Raw genomic sequence first — 15,909 nt, 5'->3', positions numbered from 1 at the left:
ACCCGCCGAATCGACGGCAGGATAGAAGCCGTGACCGCGCCGCTTCAGAACCTCACGCAGATGCCCGACCCGCAGTACCTCATGGTCGGGGACGGCTACCGCATCGCGACGTACTCGTGGGGTGACGAGGACGCGCCGACTGTCGTCGTCGTGCATGGGTTTGCATCGAGCACGAAGGACAACTGGGTCGCGACGGGCTGGGTGCGCGATCTCACCGCTGCCGGATATCGGGTGCTCGCGCTCGACCAGCGCGGCCACGGAGCCAGCGACAAGCCGCACGAGCCCCGCGCGTACGATATCCGCCAGCTCGCCGGGGACGTCGAGACGATGCTCGACACCTACCTCGTCGACGAGGCGTTCTACGTCGGGTACTCCCTCGGCGCCCGCGTGGGCTGGGAGGTCGTGCAGGACATCGCCCCCCGCATTCCGCGGGCCGTTCTCGGCGGGGTTCCCGACGGCATCCCGCTCGCGCGCCTCGACCTCGATCAGGTGCGCGCGCTCATCGCAGACGGCACCCCCGTGACCGACCGGGTCACGCAGAACTACATCGCGCTCGCCGAGCGCGTGCCGGGCAACGACCTGCGGGCGCTCCTCGCCATCGCCGAGGGCATGCGGTCGTCGAAGACCGTCGATCCCGACCCCGCGCATGCCCCGCAGCAGCCGGCGATGTTCGCGACGGGATCGCTCGACGGCATCATCGAAGGTTCGAAGGCGCTCGCCGCCGCCTGCCCCCAGGGCCGCTTCGTCGAGATCCCCGACCGCCACCACTTCAACGCGCCGGGTTCGCGGGTCTTCCGCAGCGCCGCCCTCGAGTTCCTCGGTTCGTAACCCCCACCCCTTCGCCGAGCCGCTACGTTTCGCGCGAGCCGCTACGCCAGATCGTGGCGGCTCGCGCAGAACGTAGCGGCTCGGCATCCGCCCCGGGGAGGGGGAGGGGGGTCAGGCCTTCGCGATGGCGTCTTCGAGGGCGACCCAGGCGAGCATCGCGCACTTCACGCGCGCCGAGAACTTCGAGACGCCCGACAGGGCCGCGGCGTCGCCGTAGACCTCCTCGTCGAGCTCGATCGTGCCCCGCGAGCGCAACGCCTCACGGAAACCCTCGATCAGCTGCAGGGCCTCGGCCCGGCTGAGCCCCTCCTCGGCGACGAGGTCGGCGAGCATGGATGCCGAGGCCTGCGAGATCGAGCAGCCCCGGCCCTCCCACTGCACGTCGGCGATCGTCTCCCCGTCGACGCGGGCGCGCAGCGTGATCTCGTCGCCGCACACGGGGTTCTTCTGGTGCGAGGTGCCGATCGTGCCGACCTTTGCGGGCGCGTCGCCCTCGTCGGTGAGACCGAAGTGCTGCGGATGCTTGGAGTGATCGAGGATCAGCTCACGGTAGAGGGCGTCGAGATCACTCATGTCAGACTCCGAAGTAGGGGCGGATGCCGGCGACGGCCTCGATGAGACGGTCGACGTCGTCGGTGGTGTTGTACAGGGCGGTGCTCGCGCGAACGCTCGCCGTGACGCCGTAGCGCGTGTGCAGGGGCGCGGCGCAGTGGTGGCCGACGCGGACGGCGATACCCCGCGCGTCGAGGAATTGGCCCGCGTCATGGGCGTGCACGCCGTCGACGTCGAACGACCACAGCCCCACGCGCCCGACGCCGGCGGCGTCGCCGAGCAGACGGATGCCGGGGATCTCGACGAGCCCCGCGCGCATCCGATCGGCCAGCATGCCCTCGTGGGCATGGATGCGATCCAGCCCGACGGCGTCGAGATAGCGCACAGCCGCCGCCAGGCCGATCGCGGGGCCGACGGGCTGGGTGCCCGCCTCGAAGCGCTGCGGCGGCGGCAGGTACTCGGCGCGGTCGAGCGTCACGGTGGTGATCATCGACCCGCCCGTGAGGAACGGCGGCAGCGACTCGAGCACCGGCGTGCGCCCATAGAGACCGCCGACCCCGTACGGGCCGAGCATCTTGTGACCGCTGAACACCGCCAGATCGACGCCGAGAGCGGGCAGGTCGAGCGGGATATGCGGCGCGGACTGGCAGGCGTCCATCACGGTGATCGCGCCCACGCCTTGCGCGAGGGCGACGAGCTCGGCGACCGGGTTCACGATGCCGAGAACGTTCGAGACATGCGTGAAGGCGACGACGCGGGTGCGCTCGGTGATGAGGGATGCCGCGGCATCCATGTCGAGCGTGCCGTCGTCGTGCGCCGGGATGTGTCGCAGCACGGCGCCGGTGCGGGCCGCGAGCTCCTGCCACGGGATGAGGTTGGCATGGTGCTCGATCGCCGTCGTGACGATCTCGTCACCCGGTCCCACGAGGCGCGCATTCCCGATGGAGTATGCGACGAGATTGAGGCCCATCGTGGCGCCGCTCGTCCAGACGAGCTGCTCGGGCTGCGCACCGACGAACCCGGCGACGGTGGCTCGCGCGTCTTCGAACAGCTCCGTCGCCTCGGCGGCCAGCGTGTGCGCGCCGCGGTGCACGGCGGCGTTCGCGTGCGTCAGGAAGTCGCGCTCCGCATCGAGCACGGCCAGCGGCTTCTGACTGGTGGCGGCGGAGTCGAGATAGGCGAGGGGATGGCCGTTGACCTGCTCGCCGAGGATCGGGAAGTCGGCCTTGATCGCGGAGGCGTCGAGGGCCGCTACGGGCGCGGCGGAAGCGGGGGACGCGGTCGCGGAAGTCACCCCTCTAGGCTACGCCCCGGCATCCGACGCGGCTCCGGTGCGACGGATGCCGCGACGATGTCAGGACTCGTCGTCGGTGTGCGCGACCAATCCGTAGCTCGGCAGGCGCCCGGCGCGACGGTCATCGCCCGGCAGTGGACGCGAACGCCGACCATAGATCAGCTCCGACGAGTCGAGCATCCAGGGCACGAGGGTGATCTGCACGCCGTGCACGAGCATGAGCTGCTGGGCGATGCGGCGTGCGCGCCGGTTGTGCAGGAACGTCTCCCACCAGTGACCGACGATGTACTGCGGCATGTAGACCGTGACGACCGCCGGGCCGTGCTTCTTGCGGTACTCGGCGATGAACTGGGCGAGAGGTGCCGCGTACTGCCGGTAGGGCGACTCGATCACGACCAGCGGGATCGGCATGTGGTGGAACTGCCAGTCGTCCTGCACGTCGCGCGCCTCGTCCGCCGTGACGGCGACGTGCACGGCCAGCGTCTTCTCGTGCTTGGCGGACAGGGCGTAGTCGACGGCCTTGGCCGTCGGCTTCTGCAGGGTGCCGACGAGGATGAGTGCGACATCGCCGGTCGAGCCGTAGTGCACGTCGTCGTCCATCGCGATCTCGTGCGCGACGTCGCGGTAGTAGCGGTGGACGCCGACCATGAGGAACGACAGCAGCGGGATCGCGATGAACACGAGGTAGGCGCCGTGGGTGAACTTCGTGATCGTCACGATCACGAGCACCACGATCGTGAAGGTCGCCCCGAGCGCGTTGATGAACAGACCGGAGATCGCCTCACGCCGCGCCTTCGCCGCCTTCGGGGACAGCAGTCGCAGCTCGCGTCGCCAGTGCTTGACCATGCCGAGCTGGCCGAGGGAGAACGAGACGAACACGCCGATGATGTACAGCTGGATCAGCGTCGTCAGCTTCGCCTGGAAGATCACGAGCACGAGCACCGCGGCAAGGCCCAGGATGATCATGCCGTTCGAGTACACGAGCCGGTCGCCGCGCGTGTTCAGCGCCTTCGGCGCGTAGCCGTCGCGGGCGAGGACCGACCCGAGCAGCGGGAACCCGTTGAAGGCCGTGTTGGCCGCCAGCAGCAGGACGGCGGCGGTCGCCGCCTGCACGACGAAGAAGAGGATGCTGCCGCCACCGAAGGTGGCCGCGGCGACCTGGGCCATGAGGCTCGGCTGCACGAGGGCCTCGCAGTTGAAGCCGACGAGTCGGCACGGGTCCTCGGAGTAGTGGACGCCTGCGACGAGGGCGAGCACCGTGAGACCGGCGAACATCGTGATGGCGATCGAACCCATCAGCACGAGCGTCGTCTGCGCGTTGCGGACCTTCGGCTGGCGGAACGCCGGAACGCCGTTGGAGACCGCCTCCACGCCGGTCAGGGCGGAACAGCCGCTCGAGAAGGCGCGGAGGATCAGCAGGATCATCGCCGCCTGGCTGAGATCCTCGGCCTGTACCGCGAACTGGGCGCTCTCGGCGATCGGCGCGTCTCCCAGCATCCAGCGCACGAGCCCGGTGCCGATCATGAGCATGACCGAGCCGATGAACAGATAGGTCGGGATCGCGAAGGCCGTCGATGCTTCGCGCACACCGCGGAGGTTCACGAGGATGATCAGGATCACGAAGCCCACCGCGAGCTCCACGCGGAAGGGGTCGAGGTTCGGCAGTGCCGAGATGATGTTGTCGACACCCGAGGCGACCGACACGGCCACCGTCAGGATGTAGTCGACCAGCAGCGCCGCCGCCACCACGACGCCGGCCTTCTCGCCCAGGTTCGTGCGGGCGACCTCGTAGTCGCCACCGCCCGACGGGTAGGCCTTGATCAGCTGGCGGTAGCTCAGCACCACCACGATCAGCAGGGCGACGACCGCCGTCGCGACCCATGGGCTGAGCGCGAGGAAGGCCGTCCCGCCGATCAGCAGGATCATCAGCAGCTCCTGCGGCGCATAGGCCACCGAGGAGAGGGCGTCGGAGGCGAAGATCGGCAGCGCCATCTTCTTGGGGAGCAGCTGACCTTCGAGCTCTTCGCTCGTGAGGGGCTCGCCGATGAGGATGCGCTTGGCGATCGGCGTCTCTTCGCCGGGGCCGCGACTGTCGTCTGTCACGGCGGGCGACATTACGCGGTCGCGTGTCGCCGCGCAATCCCGGCGAGCGTGAGAATGACGCCGCGAGACTGTCAGGATCGACCCATGGGGAATGAGCTCTACTCCGGCGTCGTCGCGCTGGCCATCGGATTCGTGGTCGGCATCGTGCTGTTCGTACCGTTCGTGGCGATCAGCTATCGTCGCCGCGGCCGGCTCACCGTCGGCCGATTTCTGTTGTGGGCCGCCGCCCTCGTCTACTTCTGGGCCATCTGGACGTACACGCTGCTTCCCCTGCCCGACGCCGAGAATTACGTCTGTGCGGGCGTGAACCTGAACATCTCGGCCTTCGTCGACGACCTCCGCGGCGCCCGCAGCCTCACCGATTTCGCCGTGCTGCAACTGGCGCTGAACGTGCTGCTGTTCTTGCCGCTCGGCTTCTTCCTCCGGGTGCTGGGCGGTCGCGGCATCCTCGTCGCGTTCGTGACGGGTCTGCTGGTCTCGCTCACGATCGAGAGCACCCAGCTCACCGGGGTGTGGGGACTGTATCCGTGCGCGTACCGGGTGTTCGACGTCGATGACATGCTCACCAATACCGTCGGCGCGGTGCTCGGCTCGCTCGTCGCGCTGATCGTCCCCCGACGGTGGCGGGTGCGTCGATCGACGGATGCCGGGAGCCGCCCGCACCCGGTCACCCGCGGACGCCGCCTGCTCGCGATGTTCTGCGACCTGCTCGGCGTCGTGCTCGTCGGCTACGGCACGGCCGTCGCCGTGCAGGTGTTCCTCGAGTACATCGTCCGCGACCACGCCGCGGTGCTGGACGGTGCCGCCGGCCGATTCGCCCTGACGGTGACGCCGATCGCGATCTGGGCCGTCGTCGTGCTCGTCACCGGCCGCACGCCCGGTGACCTGGCCGTCGAACTGCGCTACCGCGGCGGGCCGCTGCCGGCCCCGGTGGCACGGCCGCTGCGGTTCGTCGCCGGCATCGGCGGCTATCTGCTGCTGGGGCTCGTGCCGGCGCCCGGGACCTTCGTGCAGTTCGTGTTCGCCGCGGCATCCGTCGTGCTCGTGTTCACGACGCGCGACGGCCGGGGACTGCCGGGGCTGCTGAGCGGCCAGCGGCTCGTCGACGCGCGGGAGCCGGCTGCCGCGGTGGATGACGGCGGGACGGTGTTCACAACTCCGGAGAAGTCGTCCCGAAACGGGTGAACGGCCGGGCGCCGGCTGTTGGCGGCGTCGAATCTCCGGAGTTGTGAACCGAGCGGAAGGGCGCCCGTCTGATCCGCGGCTGCGTGTTACTGCGGAGCGTAGAAGTACAGGATCGTCCCGACCGGGCCGTCGGCACCGTCGGTGTCGGCGAACACGCTGTACGAGGGCGTGCCGTTCTTGAACGAGGAACGCTGGGGGTCGAAGGCGAAGCGGATGCTGCCCGAGGCGCGGGGTGTCTCACTCGCGGGCGCCGGCGTGAGGGCGCGCACCTCGGCCGCGCTCATTCCGATCTTCAGGCCGAACTCCGCCGTGATCGGCACTCCGCCCACCTCGTTCGCGGTGAACAGCGCGTACGCCGGCTGCGAGAAGTCCGCTCGCGTGAGCGTCGCGGTCGGGACCATCTCGAACAACGAGAATCCGTTCCACGTGTACACGGTGTAATCCGGCAGTGTCGATCCGTTGCCCGCCTGCGTGCGCTGCGTCGGCGGCGCCCCGAAGGCCGCGGTCAGGGCCGCGACGGCGGCGGCGGGTTCGTCGGCCCATCGGTAGGTGAAGGGCTGGCCGGAGCCGGTCGTGAGCGTGAAGCCGGTCGCCGAGAACGCCACGCCCGTGGCCGCGGCGGTCGTGGTGGGACTCGGCGTCGAGGAGGGGGTGGATGCCGGGGCCGACGCATCGTCCGTCGCCACCGCCGTCGCCGACGTGGCCGGTTGCGCCGAATCGGACGGTCGGGTCAGCGCGAAGCCGACCACGGCGACGACGGCCACCGCCAGCACGCCGGCGACGATGCCGAGGATCAGCGTCGTGCGAGAGCCGCCCCCGCCTCCCGGGGTGCGGGGTTCGCGAGGTTCGCGCGGCGGCTTCGGATCACGCGGTTCGCGCGGAGGGCGCGGTTCGCGCGAAGGCCGAGGCTGGCGCTCCGCCCGGGGCTCGCGCTCCGCCCGGGGCTCGCGCTCCGCCCGGGGCTCGCGAGCCGCACGCGGCTCTCGGGCCGGGCGCTCCGGCTCGTCGGGCTGGGGGCCGAACAGATCCTCGAGGCTCATCGGAGGAACTCCCGTGCCGCGACGACGAGCGCATCCACACCGCGCTCGATCGTGGGGTGCAGGATCGGGGCGAAGAAGGGCGAGTGGTTGGTGGGGATGTCCTCGTTGACGGTGCCGCGGGCCACGGCATCCGCGTACTGCTGCGGGTCGAGCCCGCCCCAGAACCAGTACACGAGCGGCACGCCCGCCTCGCGGGCGAACCACGAGACATCTTCGCTTCCGGTGAACATACCCGGGTCGACGACCGTCCCCTCGCCGAAGGCGCGGTTCCACGCGGCGGTCAGGCGCGCGGTGGCCTCGTGGTCGTTGATCGTCGGCGGCAGGGAGTGGTCGGTCGTGATGACCGGCTGCTCTTCCGCTCCGGATGCCGCGGCCTCCGCCCGCACGATGCGTTCGACGCGTGCGAGCACGTCGGCGCGGGCCGCGTCGTCGGGGTAGCGCAGGCTCAGCTCGAGCTTCGCCTCGGCGGGGATGATGTTGTTCTTGAGGCCCGCGTGGATCGAGCCGACGGTGACGACGGCCATCTCCCGCGGGTCGATCTCGCGCGAGACGACGGTCTGTAGGCGCATCACGGTCGCCGCCGCCATGACGACGGGGTCGATGGTGGCGTGCGGTCGCGAACCGTGGCCGCCGCGGCCGAGAAGGCGCACGGTGAGGCCGTCCGAGGCCGCCATCTGCGTTCCGGGGCGCACACCGATCGTGCCCGCCGGGAGCGGGGTCAGGTGCTGGCCGAGCACGATGTCGGGCTTCGGGAAACGGTCGAGCACGCCGTCGGCGATCATCGCCTGCGCGCCCGCACCGTACTCCTCGGCGGGCTGGAAGACGGCGACGACCGTCCCCGACCACTCGTCGCGGGTGGCGACGAGGCGCTCCAGCGCGCCGAGCAGTGCGGTCACGTGCATGTCGTGGCCGCAGGCGTGCATGACCGGCACGTCGGTGCCCGCCGGGTCGATGCCGTGGGCGGTGCTGGCGTAGGCGAGGCCGGTCTGCTCGGCGACCGGAAGGCCGTCCATGTCGGCGCGCAGCCACACGACGGGTCCGTCGCCGGCGGCGGTGCCGGTGATGCTCGTGGCGACGCCCGTGGTGCCGAGGCCTTCGACGTACTCGAGACCGAGAGCGGCGAGCTCGCGGGTGATGACCCCCGCCGTGCGGGTCTCCTGGAACGACAGTTCCGGGTGGCGGTGCAGGTCGATGTAGAGGGCTTCGAGGTCGATGCTCATGCCATCGAGAGTACGCGGCGGTCACTCGGCCGTCGCCGAGCGCGCGCGTTGCGGCCGTTCCCGACTGCTCGCGCCGCGTCGCGGGGACTGCTCGCGCCGCGTCGCGGGGACTGCTCGCGCCGCGTCGCGGGGACTGCTCGCGCCGCGTCGCGGCTCTCCGCGTCTCCGCGTCGCGGCATCTCCCCGTTCCGTACTCAGTCTGGCCGGTCCCGGCATCCGGTGTGGTCCGGGTGTTTCCGCGGCACGGGCGCCGAGGTCCCGAAGCGCAGACTGAATACGGAACAGGGGAGGGCGGGCGGCGCGAACCGGTGGTCAGTGCGGCGGCGCGGTGGAGCCGCGGACCACGAGCTCGAACGGCAGGGATGCCGAGGCAGCCGCCGCCTCGTCGACGCCCAACTCCGCGAGGATCGTCTGTCCGGCGCGCTCGCCCTGTGCGTGCGGGAACTGCTCGATCGTCGTCAGCTCGAACAGTTCCGCCAGCTCGTGCCCGTCGACGCCGACGACCGACAGCCGACCGGGCACCTCGACGCCGAGTTCGCGCGCCGCCGCCAGCACGCCGAACGCCATCTCGTCGGATGCGGCGAAGATCGCGGTGGGCGCGTCGGGGCCGGACAGCAGTTCGCGCGATACGCGGCGCGCCCCCTCGACGGTGAAGTCGGCCGTGACGAAGCGGGGTGCGGCGACACCGGCATCCCTCATCGCCTGCGCGAATCCGCGGCGCCGACGCGTGGGGATGTCGAGGGTCTCGCCCGCATCGTCCGGCAGACTCCAGCCGAGGTGCACGATGTCGCGGTGGCCGAGTTCCAGCAGGTGCTGCGTGGCGAGCCGGCCCACGGCCGTGTCGTCGACGCGCAGCCCCCGCAGCTCGGCATGCGGAACGCCGAGCGCCACGACGGGAACGGGCAGCTCGTTCAGCTGGCGCAGCTCGTCGGCGCTCAGCTCGACCGACAGCACGATGAGGCCGTCGACGCGTCGGCGGCGCAGCGACGCCTCGAACAGGCTCCGCCGCTGCGCCGGATCGTCGGTCAGGTTGTACAGCGTCATGTCGTAGCCGCGCGGCGCGAGCTGCGCGGCGATGCCGTCGAGCACGGTGGCGAAGAACCACCGGTCCAGCAGCGGCACGATCACGCCGATGTTCTCGGCGCGGCCCGAGGCGAGGGTGGATGCCGCGGCCGAGACGACGTAGCCGAGGTCGGCGGCCGCGGCGCGCACACGCTCGCGCGTCGCCTCGGAGAGGCGTCCCCGTCCGCTGAGGGCGCGCGACACCGTCGCCGTCGAGACGCCGGCGGCGCGCGCGACCTCCTCGATGCCGGTCACGTCAGTCCGCGACCATCCACACCGCGACGTCGACGGGCAGCTCCGTGCCGTCGAACGGCTCGCTCGAGACCAGCACGGTACCCGACGGCAGCATCACCGGCGCGGCCCCGGCGTTGGCGATCACGGTGACCCGACCGGACCGGAACGCGATCACGTCGTCGCCGTAGCCGTCGAGCCACTCCAGCGTCGCCGCTCCGAGGCCCTCGGCGCGGCGGGTCGCCAGCAGCGTGCGGTACAGCCACAGCGTCGAGTCGGGGTCGGACTCCTGCGCGTCGCGGGCGAGCGTGGCCCATTCGGCCGGCTGCGGCAGCCACGACTGGCCCGTCGGGCTGAAGCCGTAGGCGGCGGCATCCGCGGTCCACGGGATCGGCACCCGGCACCCGTCGCGGCCGTAGCGCTCGCCGTCGGTACGGAACCAGGTCGGATCCTGCCGAGACGCGGGCGGCAGCGCGATGACCTCGGGAAGGCCGAGCTCCTCGCCCTGGTAGAGGTATGCGGAGCCGGGCAGGGCGAGCATCACGGTCGTCGCGGCGCGGGCGCGGCGCAGGCCCACCTCGGGAATCGGCTGGCCGGGCGAGTCGGGACCGATGCCGTGGCCCTGCGGGTTCTCGGCGGTCAGCGCGAGCCGCGACGCGTGGCGCACGACGTCGTGGTTCGACAGCACCCAGGTAGCCGGGGCGCCGACCGCAGGGAACGCGCGCAGCGACTCGGAGATGACCTCGCGGATGGCCGCGGCATCCCACTCGGTCATGAGGTACGGGAAGTTGAACGCCTGGTGCATCTCGTCGGAGCGCACCCACTCGGCGGTGCGGTCGACGGTGGGCAGCCACGCCTCGGCGCAGAGCGCACGGTCGCCGTCGTACTCCGCGAGCACACGGTGCCAGTCACGGTAGATCTCGTGCACACCCTCCTGACCCCAGTACGGCACGTCGTCGTCGGAGCCGCCCATGCTGTCGGCATCCACCGCGGGAAGGTGATCGGGCAGACCGTCGGTCTTGACGAGGCCGTGCGCGACATCGACGCGGAAGCCGTCGACGCCGCGGTCGAGCCAGAACCGCAGGATGCCGCGGAACTCCTCCTGCACCTCGGGGTTCGACCAATCGAAGTCGGGCTGGCTCGTGTCGAACAGGTGCAGGTACCACTGCTCCGGCGTGCCGTCGGCCTCGGTGACGCGGGTCCACGCCGGGCCGCCGAAGACCGACTCCCAGTTGTTGGGCGGCAGCTCGCCGTTCTCACCCTTGCCGTCGCGGAAGAGGTAGCGGGCGCGCGCGGCACTGCCGGGGGCTGCGGCCAGCGCCTCCTGGAACCAGACGTGCCGGTCGGAACTGTGATTGGGCACGAGGTCGACGATCACGCGGATGCCGCGCTCGTGCGCGCCGGCGAGCATCTCGTCGAAGTCGGCGAGCGTGCCGAACAGGGGGTCGACGTCGCAGTAGTCGGCGACGTCATACCCGGCATCCTTCTGCGGAGAGCGGTAGAAGGGGCTCAGCCACACGGCGTCCACGCCCAGGGCGCGCAGGTCGTCGAGATGCGCCGTCACGCCGGGGAGGTCACCGATGCCATCGCCGGAGGCGTCGGCGAACGAGCGCGGGTAGATCTGGTAGATCACCGCGGTGCGCCACCATTCGGCGCCGGGGCGGCTCTCGCCGATGTCGGGGAGGGAGAAGGTCAACTGCGACGTCATGGCATCAGCGTAGCGCAAGCGCTTGCGCACCCGGTGGCGGTTCTCGCGCGACGGGTCGCGTCCGGCGGCGACTAGCCTTGACCGGTGACTTCCGAGGCCCTCGCCCACGCCGAATCGCTCATCGCCGGCATCCCCGACTTCCCGCAGCCGGGCGTGCTGTTCCGCGACATCTCGCCGCTGCTCGCCGACGCGCAGGCCCTGCGCACCGTCGTGGATGCCGTGATCGAGCCCTTCGCGGGGCAGTTCGACGTCGTCGCGGGCATCGAGGCGCGCGGGTTCATATTGGCCGGCGCGGTCGCGATCGCGGCGGGTGTGGGGATGGCGCCGATCCGCAAGGCGGGCAAGCTGCCGCGGCCCGCGGCATCCGTCTCCTACGCCCTCGAGTACGGCACGGCCGAGATCGAGATGAGCGACGACCTCGAGGCGGGCACGCGCGTGCTGCTGGTCGACGACATCCTCGCCACGGGCGGCACTCTGCGCGCGGGCCAGCACCTGCTCGACGAGCTCGGCCTGCAGCTGGCGGGGACGGCGGTGCTGATGGAGCTCGTCGAGCTTCAGGGGCGCGCGGTGTGCGGCCCGGTCCATTCCGTCTTCCGGGTCTAAGCCCGGTCGGCGACCGACGCGCGCATCCGCAACGGCAGCGGAACCAGGCGCGCCACCGGGGGAGGGGATGATCCGTCTGCCGCGGCGTCGCGCTCGATCAGGTCGATGAGTTCGTCCGCGGCTGCGCGGCCGAGCGCGCGCTGCGGGAAGGCGAAGGTCGTCAGGCCCGGCCGCAGCCAGCGGGCGAACGACGTGTCGTCGAACGAGAGCACCGAGACGTCGTCGGGCACACGCACCCCGCGCTCCTGGAGCGCCTGGTAGGCGCCCATCGCCAGGCGGTCGTTGAAGCACAGGAGCGCGTCGACCTCGGCGCCACTGTCGAGCACCTCCGACACGAGACGGAAGCCCTCCGGCGGCAGCCACTGCACCGTCGGACGAGCCGACACGATCTGCTGCCCCGTCTCGGCGAACACGGCGAGGGCGCCGCGCAGGCGTTGGGCGGCGGCGAGGCCGAACGGGTGCGCGTTCGCCGGGTCGTCGCCGACGCCGATGAGGTGGATGCGCCGATGCCCGGTGTCCACGAGCAGGCGCGCGGCGGCGGCACCGGCCGCGACCTCGTCCGGAAGCACGCGCACGTAGTCGGCGTCGTCGGTCGGCTCGATGTTCAGCAGCTCGGTCGGCATGCGGGTCGCCTCCACCGGGATAGCGCGCGCGTAGGTCATCATCGTGGCCAGCACCACCCCGTCGACCTGCCGGTCGAACATCGCGTCGAGCAGGTCGCGCTCCAGATGCGCGTCACCGGCCGTCTCGCCGACGAAGACCATATAGCCGCGGGCACGTGCCGCCTCGATCGCGCCGCGGATCATCTCTCCGGCCAGTTGCGACGAGGCCACCGAGTCGGAGACGAACCCCAGCGTGCGCGTCGACGGCGAGTTCACCGCCGAGCTCGGCGACACCGCCGGGGTGCTGCGCTGGGTGCATGCGGCCCATCGGGTGGAGGTCGCCTTCGACGTCGCGTCGCGCGCCTTCACACTGACGGCGACCGGCGCGGATGCCGAGACGGATGCCGAGGTGCGCCGCACCGTCGATGACCTGCTCGCCGCCGGGTGAGGCCCGCGCCCCCGGCGGCGTGCAGCACAGGATGGGATACTCGGAGGCGTGACTTTCGAACCCACCGTGCTCGTGACTTCGCAAACCGCCGCCGAGATCCACCTCGCCGGTGAGGTCGACGAGGTCTTCGCCTCGACGCAGGAGGGGCTGCGCAGCCGCATCGTCGAGTCGATCCGGCTGATGGCCGCGTCGGCGGGTGAGCCGGTCACCGCGACCGTCGTCGACGGCGCCACACGGTGGGCCCTCGTCGTCAGCCCCGATGGCAGCTTCACCGAGGCCACAGCGTCGGCGACGGAGGTGGTCGCGGAGCCCATCGCTGCGGCTGCGCCGGCGGCCGATGCCGTGCCGGCACCGGTCGCGGCGGCGTCGCCTGCGGCTGGCGAATCCGATGCCGCACCGATCTCCGCCGTGCCCGTCACGGCGGCCCCGTCCGCCGCGGCGGCTGCGGAGTCCGCCCCCGCGACGACCGCGGTGGCGGTGACCGACGGGCCGCTGCGCAGCGGCGGCACCCGCCGCGAGGGCGCGCAGCGCACGCCGGCCCAGCGGGCCACGCCGACGGTCGACGACCTGCTCAACTCTCGCGCCGACCGCGCGCGTCCGCGGGCGACCGAGGGGTGGCGCGGAGCGGTCCGCCGTCTGACCGGCGGCGCGATCTCGCCCCGCCCGGGCAAGGCGGAGCAGTCGCGTCTCGATCGCGAGCGTCTCGTGCAGCGCCGCCTCGACGCGCCGCGCACGATCGTGGTGCTCAACCCGAAGGGCGGGGCGCACAAGACCACGTCGACGCTGCTGCTGGCCGCGACGTTCGGCACCCAGCGCGGCGGCGCCACGCTCGCCTGGGACAACAACGAGACCCGCGGCACGCTCGGGTGGCGCGCGCAGAACGCGCCGCACCACCGCACGGCCGTCGACCTGCTCGAAGACCTCGACCGCTTCGCCACGCCCGATCGAGCGAGCCTCGCGGCGCTCGACACCTACGTACGCACGCAGGTCGACGCCCGCTTCGACGTGCTCGCCTCGGACGAGGATGCCGCGGCATCCTCCACCATCGACGCGACCGCCTTCGACCGCCTCCACGACGTGCTCTCGCGCTACTACCGCCTGCTCATCGTCGACACCGGCAACAACATGCGCGCCTCGAACTGGGTCGCCGCCGTCGCCGCAGCCGACCAGCTCGTCATCGTCTCGACGGTGCGCGAAGACACCGCGGCCAGTGCCGCCTGGCTGCTCGACGGCCTGCGCGAGAAGGGCTTCGACCACAAGATCGACGAGGCCGTCACGATTCTCGCGGCGCCGTCGACAAAGCCCGATCGCAAGCTCGCCGAGCGCCTCGAGCGCCACTTCTCGCAGGTCACGGCCGAGGTCGTGCACGTGCCCTTCGATGCCGCGCTCGTCGACGGCGGTCCCATCGATTTCGATGCGCTGTCGCCCGAGACCCGCGATGCGTGGCTCACGGTCGCGGCATCCATCGCCCGTCGTCTCTGACGCCGCGCCCTCGCGGTCCGCACCACGCCTGCCCGAACTGCAAGGGCTTTGACGGCGACGCGCCGGCGGGATGGCTGATGCCGCGGCGTGTCGCGCGGCATCCCTTGCAGTTCGGCCCGCGGATCGGCGGGTGACGCCGGGGCGGCCCGGCGACGGATGCCGCGGCGCGCTCAGCCCGCGAGCAGCCCGCCGCCGAGGTTGACCGGACTGTCTTCGATGTTGCCGACGATGCCGCGGATGATGCCGGTGCCGTCGGCGGCGCGGAGGCTCTCGTACCAGGCGTCGGTCACGGCGGGATCGAACGCGTGCGTCTCCCAGGCGCGCTTGCGCGCCCGCAGCACGAGCTCCCCGGCCCGCTCCACGCGCATCGCGGCGTAGCGGCGGAGGGTGTCGGCGACGCCCAGCGTGTTGGTGGCGAACGCGATGCCGAGCGCGAAGGCGTCTTCGAGCGCTGAGCACGCCCCCTGGCCGATGTCGGGGGAGGTGTTGTGCGCGGCATCCCCGAGGATCGCGACGCGACCCTTCGTCCAGGTGTCGAACGGGGTGATGTCCCAGATCTCCACGCGGTTGAGCGAGGTGGCCGGGTCGATCGCGGCGAGCAGCTCCTGCACGCCGGGTGCCCAGTCGCCGAACGCCTCGCGCAGCGGTGCGACGCCTGCCGCGGGGTCATGCGGCAGACCCGATGGCTGGGGGATGTCGAACCAGAAGTAGAAGCGGTCGCCGGCGATCGGCATGACCGCGGCGCGCTTGCCGTCGGCGACGTACGTCGTCCACGCCGTCGGGCGTCCGATGGATGCCGAGACCGGCACGAGCCCGTTGACGTTGGTGTACCCCGAGTACTCGCGCTCGATCGGCGGCGCGCCTTCGGGTTGCACGTAGTCGCGCACGATCGAGCGGGCGCCGTCGGCGCCGATGAGCATGTCGGCGGCGTCGGTCGTCCCGTCCGCGAACGTGGCGGTCACGGTCGTGCCGTCGTCGGCGATGCCGACGAGCTTCTTGCCGAGGTGGATGCCGTCGAGGCCGAACCGCTCCATCAGCAGCGCCTGCAGGTCGGCGCGGGCGACCGGGTACGGCTTCTGCCCCGTCTGGGTGGTGACCGGCGCGAGGGAGAAGTCGCACAGGGTCTCGCCGGTGTGCCCGTCGAGGTAGACCATGTCGGCCATGTCGCCGCCGAGAGCGGCGACCTCGGCGCCGAGTCCGAGCCAGTTCAGCACCTTCACGCCGTTCGACCACAGCGACAGGGCTGCTCCCACCGGACGGTTCTCGCGCATCTGGTCGTAGATGACGACGTCGTGGCCCAGCTTCTGCAGCGCGATGCCCGCGCTCGTTCCCCCCACACCCGCTCCGACGACGATCACCTTCATGCCGGCCACGCTACGGATGCCGTGTCACCGCGACGTTTCCTCGGGGTAACCGCACCCGCCTCCGCCCCCCGCCCACCCGCCCGCCGCCCGCCCGCCCCCGCAGTCCGCGAGACACAGTCCACGCACCGAGACACCGCTGCACACGACGTGTCTCGGTGCACAGCCCGTGTCTCGCGGGGGAGGGCGG

Annotated in this window: 14 protein-coding genes; 5 read left to right on the top strand and 9 right to left on the bottom strand. The window is 71.6% G+C overall.

Going from position 1 to position 15,909, the window contains the following annotated elements; all coding sequences use genetic code 11:
* Positions 1-30 precede the first annotated feature (30 nt).
* Positions 31-828: an alpha/beta fold hydrolase gene (locus ABS64_RS09245; RefSeq protein WP_036290530.1), complete on the top strand. Its 798-nt coding sequence runs from the start codon at positions 31-33 to the stop codon at positions 826-828.
* 111 nt (positions 829-939) lie between these two features.
* Here the strand turns inward: ABS64_RS09245 and sufU are convergent, their stop codons facing one another.
* From sufU to ABS64_RS09230, 3 genes are read right to left on the bottom strand one after another with little or no spacing between them, the layout of a single operon-like run.
* A complete protein-coding gene (gene sufU, locus ABS64_RS09240) occupies positions 940-1,401 on the bottom strand; it encodes a Fe-S cluster assembly sulfur transfer protein SufU (RefSeq protein WP_005051616.1) in 462 nt (153 codons plus the stop codon).
* 1 nt (position 1,402) lies between these two features.
* Entirely contained in the window at positions 1,403-2,674 is a 1,272-nt protein-coding gene (locus ABS64_RS09235; RefSeq protein WP_016463943.1) for a SufS family cysteine desulfurase, read from the bottom strand.
* 60 nt (positions 2,675-2,734) lie between these two features.
* On the bottom strand, positions 2,735-4,789 hold the full coding sequence (locus ABS64_RS09230; protein WP_292683048.1) for an APC family permease: 2,055 nt from the start codon (positions 4,787-4,789) through the stop codon (positions 2,735-2,737).
* Between the two features lie 72 nt (positions 4,790-4,861).
* Here ABS64_RS09230 and ABS64_RS09225 point away from each other — a divergent pair, with 72 nt between their 5' ends.
* Positions 4,862-5,962 carry a VanZ family protein gene (locus ABS64_RS09225; RefSeq protein WP_292683045.1) on the top strand — a complete coding sequence of 367 codons (1,101 nt, stop codon included), beginning with the start codon at positions 4,862-4,864 and terminating at the stop codon, positions 5,960-5,962.
* An 86-nt stretch (positions 5,963-6,048) separates the two neighbouring features.
* Here the strand turns inward: ABS64_RS09225 and ABS64_RS09220 are convergent, their stop codons facing one another.
* The 4 genes from ABS64_RS09220 to ABS64_RS09205 form a co-directional block, all read right to left on the bottom strand.
* Positions 6,049-7,002 (bottom strand): hypothetical protein, encoded by a 954-nt coding sequence (locus ABS64_RS09220; protein ID WP_292683042.1) that lies wholly within the window; start codon positions 7,000-7,002, stop codon positions 6,049-6,051.
* Positions 6,999-8,222 carry an amidohydrolase gene (locus tag ABS64_RS09215; RefSeq protein ID WP_292683038.1) on the bottom strand — a complete coding sequence of 408 codons (1,224 nt, stop codon included), beginning with the start codon at positions 8,220-8,222 and terminating at the stop codon, positions 6,999-7,001. Before ABS64_RS09215 ends, ABS64_RS09220 begins: the two co-directional genes overlap by 4 nt.
* A 312-nt stretch (positions 8,223-8,534) precedes the next feature.
* The gene (locus ABS64_RS09210) at positions 8,535-9,539 is read right to left on the bottom strand and encodes a LacI family DNA-binding transcriptional regulator (RefSeq protein WP_292683035.1); all 1,005 of its coding nucleotides are present in this window, start codon (positions 9,537-9,539) and stop codon (positions 8,535-8,537) included.
* Between the two features lies 1 nt (position 9,540).
* Positions 9,541-11,223: an alpha-amylase family glycosyl hydrolase gene (locus tag ABS64_RS09205; RefSeq protein WP_036290524.1), complete on the bottom strand. Its 1,683-nt coding sequence runs from the start codon at positions 11,221-11,223 to the stop codon at positions 9,541-9,543.
* An 84-nt stretch (positions 11,224-11,307) separates the two neighbouring features.
* Here ABS64_RS09205 and ABS64_RS09200 point away from each other — a divergent pair, with 84 nt between their 5' ends.
* Positions 11,308-11,826: an adenine phosphoribosyltransferase gene (locus tag ABS64_RS09200; RefSeq protein WP_036290523.1), complete on the top strand. Its 519-nt coding sequence runs from the start codon at positions 11,308-11,310 to the stop codon at positions 11,824-11,826.
* Here ABS64_RS09200 and ABS64_RS09195 read toward each other — a convergent pair.
* Positions 11,823-12,659, bottom strand: a complete 837-nt coding sequence (locus tag ABS64_RS09195; RefSeq protein ID WP_292683031.1) for a substrate-binding domain-containing protein — start codon at positions 12,657-12,659, stop codon at positions 11,823-11,825. The two genes, ABS64_RS09200 and ABS64_RS09195, sit on opposite strands and share 4 nt — an antisense overlap.
* A gap of 22 nt (positions 12,660-12,681) precedes the next feature.
* Between ABS64_RS09195 and ABS64_RS09190 the strand changes: the two genes are divergently transcribed.
* Together ABS64_RS09190 and ABS64_RS09185 are read left to right on the top strand one after the other, a co-directional pair.
* The gene (locus tag ABS64_RS09190) at positions 12,682-12,876 is read left to right on the top strand and encodes a hypothetical protein (RefSeq protein WP_292683029.1); all 195 of its coding nucleotides are present in this window, start codon (positions 12,682-12,684) and stop codon (positions 12,874-12,876) included.
* Positions 12,877-12,924: 48 nt separating this feature from the next.
* A complete protein-coding gene (locus ABS64_RS09185; protein ID WP_292683026.1) occupies positions 12,925-14,358 on the top strand; it encodes a chromosome partitioning protein in 1,434 nt (477 codons plus the stop codon).
* Between the two features lie 170 nt (positions 14,359-14,528).
* On the opposite strand, the gene hpxO is transcribed toward ABS64_RS09185, so the two are convergent.
* On the bottom strand, positions 14,529-15,722 hold the full coding sequence (hpxO, locus tag ABS64_RS09180; RefSeq protein ID WP_292683024.1) for an FAD-dependent urate hydroxylase HpxO: 1,194 nt from the start codon (positions 15,720-15,722) through the stop codon (positions 14,529-14,531).
* Positions 15,723-15,909: the final 187 nt, after the last annotated feature.

This window comes from Microbacterium sp. SCN 69-37 (assembly GCF_001724435.1).
Lineage (GTDB): Bacteria > Actinomycetota > Actinomycetes > Actinomycetales > Microbacteriaceae > Microbacterium > Microbacterium laevaniformans.
Note: the sequence above shows the minus strand (reverse complement) of the source record. Positions and strands in the feature narration are given on the sequence as shown.

Excerpts from the sequence above, each read along its gene's own strand:
- hpxO (WP_292683024.1), bottom strand. The coding sequence starts at position 15,722 with ATGAAGGTGATCGTCGTCGGAGCGGGTGTGGGGGGAACGAGCGCGGGC.
- ABS64_RS09230 (WP_292683048.1), bottom strand. The coding sequence starts at position 4,789 with ATGTCGCCCGCCGTGACAGACGACAGTCGCGGCCCCGGCGAAGAGACG.
- ABS64_RS09215 (WP_292683038.1), bottom strand. The coding sequence starts at position 8,222 with ATGAGCATCGACCTCGAAGCCCTCTACATCGACCTGCACCGCCACCCG.
- sufU (WP_005051616.1), bottom strand. The coding sequence starts at position 1,401 with ATGAGTGATCTCGACGCCCTCTACCGTGAGCTGATCCTCGATCACTCC.
- ABS64_RS09225 (WP_292683045.1), top strand. The coding sequence starts at position 4,862 with ATGGGGAATGAGCTCTACTCCGGCGTCGTCGCGCTGGCCATCGGATTC.
- ABS64_RS09205 (WP_036290524.1), bottom strand. The coding sequence starts at position 11,223 with ATGACGTCGCAGTTGACCTTCTCCCTCCCCGACATCGGCGAGAGCCGC.
- ABS64_RS09220 (WP_292683042.1), bottom strand. The coding sequence starts at position 7,002 with ATGAGCCTCGAGGATCTGTTCGGCCCCCAGCCCGACGAGCCGGAGCGC.